Consider the following 2025-nt stretch of genomic DNA (forward strand, 5'->3'; position numbering starts at 1 on the left):
CCCAGCCTCGAGGCGGCCATCCAACTGGAGAACCACGCCCAGATCGTGGGCATCCTTAGCAGCGACTTCGCCGAAGCCACCGCGGCCTTCGCCGAGAAGCGTCCGCCCGTTTTCCGCGGCCGCTGAGCGGGCTGCGTCAGCCCCGCGGCCAGGTCAGGAATGCGGCGCTGGATCAACTCGCCTTCGCGGTCCCGGGAAGTTGCTCAGCGGACCGCAAGATGTCAAAAAGAAACTGACTTGTTGGCGGGCGGTTCTGGTCCGCACCGCAGATTTGATGACAGAGCTCCCATGGAAGGCGACCGGTGCCGCGGATCCTGACTGACGAGGAGATCGCAAGCTTCAGAGCGCGTCTCTGCCATGCGGCGGAGGGCTTGCTCGCGGAGGGGGGACGGGAAGCCCTCAGCATGCGCGCCGTGGCGGCAAGGCTAGGAGTCAGTCCCATGACCCCTTACCGCTACTTCGAGAGCAAGCAGGCCCTGGTCACCGCGTTGCAGGTGCGCGCGTTCGAGCGGCTCGCAAAAGCGCTCGAGACAGCGGACTCCGCCTCCGCTAGGGGCGCGTCGAATGCGGTCGGTGAGGCCTATGTCGTCTTCGCCTCGGAGCAAGCCTCCGCCTACCGATTGATGTTCGAGCTTCCGGCGAGTGACCAGCTCTCAGATCCGGCCCTCGCAAGCGCTGTTGACCGCGCGCGGGCATCCATGCTCCGCAATGCGGAGCGCGCGGTCGGAGGGTTCCGGACGCCCTCGGACGCACAGCTCGCCGGGGTTCTCTTCTGGGCGATGCTGCACGGGATGCTCGCACTCGAGATAACCAGCAAGCCTCTTCAAGCAATTGACTCCGAACGGCTGCGGGCCGCCGCAGGGAGGGCGCTGGCTACGATTTGCCGAGGGCTGGCGCACAGCCAACCCAAGTCATGCTGAGCCACCGCTCGGACCAGTTTCGGCTCAACCGTTCCTCGTTCTAGCGCCGGCTGACCGAGCGGAGCCGGGCGACACTAGCCCCTGAGGAAGCGCAGGACGCGGTCGGCGACTTCGTCTAGTTGTTCAAGGTGAAGGAAGTGGCCGACGCCGGTTCATGCCCGGCGCTGCGCCTAGGCCGTCGGCGCGACGCGTCGATAGCGAGGGGCCACCTGGCCGGAAAATGTCGAGGACAGGTATTGCTGCCTCGCGGTCTCCAGCGCGTCCCAGATTTCAGGATTCGGCATGGAGGGGCTCGTGACCGTCTCCCCGGCGGCGAGCCCCGCGAGGGCCGCGTCTACCAGCTGTTCGGCCGTGAGGAAGCTGGAGTCCGGGAAAACGGAGTCGCTCATGCCCTGCGATGAGAAGAACTCCGTGCGGATCGGGCCTGGCATCACGAGTTGAATCCGGATCGCGCTGTCGGCGTACTCCAGCTGCAATGAGCGCGTGAAGTTCGCCACATACCCTTTCGTGCCGCTGTAGACGGCGGCGCCCGCCGAGGGTGCGTGGGCGACGATCGATCCCAGGTTGACGAGCGTGCCGCCGTTCCGCTCTCGGAAGCCCGAGAGGGCGGCGACGGAGAGCCGGGTGAGGGCCACGATATTGAGGCGGATCAGACGCTCGAGCCGGTCGGCGGTGCTCCGCGCCGTGGGTCCGAGCGATCCTCCGCCGGCGTTGTTGACCAGCATCGCAACGCGCTCACTCTCGAGGCGCGCTTCCAGGCGGGCCAGATCCTGCGGCTGCTCGAGATCGACGACCATGGTCTCCACGGACGTCCCATGGCGCGAGGACAGGTCGGCCGCGAGCTGTTCCAGGCGGTCCCGTCGGCGGGCGACGAGGAGAAGCGCCCGGCCCTCGGCGGCGAGCCGGTCGGCGTACACCGCGCCAATGCCCGAGGAAGCTCCGGTGACGACAGTCAGGTCGCCAGATTCAGCAGTGCTCATAGCGGTCGGTCCGTGTCGAAGCGTGAGGTTACGGGATCAGGCGTGCGTGCGGGGGGAGGCGCGGTTCTCTTCCATCCAGCGCCGCTCGTCTTCGGTGCCTTGCCTGGGCGGGAAATGCCCCTGTA

Annotated in this window: 2 protein-coding genes; one reads left to right on the forward strand and one right to left on the reverse strand. The window is 67.1% G+C overall.

All coding sequences use genetic code 11. The features are described 5' to 3' along the window. The first annotated feature begins 302 nt into the window (after positions 1 to 302). Positions 303 to 920, forward strand: coding sequence for a TetR/AcrR family transcriptional regulator (locus tag Q8Q88_RS17280; protein WP_305676421.1), 618 nt, complete (start codon positions 303 to 305; stop codon positions 918 to 920). Positions 921 to 1090: 170 nt separating this feature from the next. Here Q8Q88_RS17280 and Q8Q88_RS17285 read toward each other — a convergent pair whose 3' ends face one another. After that, entirely contained in the window at positions 1091 to 1900 is an 810-nt protein-coding gene (locus Q8Q88_RS17285) for an SDR family oxidoreductase (RefSeq protein WP_305676422.1), read from the reverse strand. Positions 1901 to 2025 lie beyond the last annotated feature (125 nt).

Source organism: Phenylobacterium sp., from assembly GCF_030697925.1.
In the GTDB taxonomy this organism is placed as follows: domain Bacteria; phylum Pseudomonadota; class Alphaproteobacteria; order Caulobacterales; family Caulobacteraceae; genus Phenylobacterium.